Origin of the sequence: Blautia sp. HCN-1074 (genome assembly GCF_037890165.1) — a bacterium.
GTDB lineage: Bacteria > Bacillota > Clostridia > Lachnospirales > Lachnospiraceae > Blautia_A.
Window position 1 is genome coordinate 1 of sequence record NZ_JBBKBP010000088.1, and the last position, 392, is coordinate 392.

The window sequence follows — 392 nt, forward strand, 5'->3', positions numbered from 1 at the left end:
TTCCTATCTTGCGTTTTATGAGATACTCTCATATCTCTTAACGTTTTGTATCAAGGATATTTGATTAACTTTTAATCAAATTTCATGTATGCAGTTTTCAAGGTACAATTTTTATCTAGGCTTATTCACATAAGCCAATGGGCTTAAGTGGACCTTTCCTCCAGAAAAATCACTTATTCCCTAGTGGGCTTAAGTGGACTCGAACCACCGACCTCACGCTTATCAGGCGTGCGCTCTAACCAGCTGAGCTATAAGCCCATCTTGAAATCTTCCGATTTCAGTGGAGATGAAGAGATTCGAACTCTCGACCCCCTGCTTGCAAGGCAGGTGCTCTCCCAACTGAGCTACATCCCCATTTGATCTGGCAGCCACCTGCTCTCCCACACCCATTT

The 392-nt window shown here is 43.6% G+C and carries 2 tRNA genes; both read right to left on the minus strand.

The window, feature by feature from the left end:
• Positions 1-184: 184 nt before the first annotated feature.
• Positions 185-258: transfer RNA gene (locus WKT11_RS19895), tRNA-Ile, on the minus strand.
• 23 nt (positions 259-281) lie between these two features.
• Positions 282-354 (minus strand) — tRNA-Ala (locus tag WKT11_RS19900).
• Between the last annotated feature and the right edge of the window lie 38 nt (positions 355-392).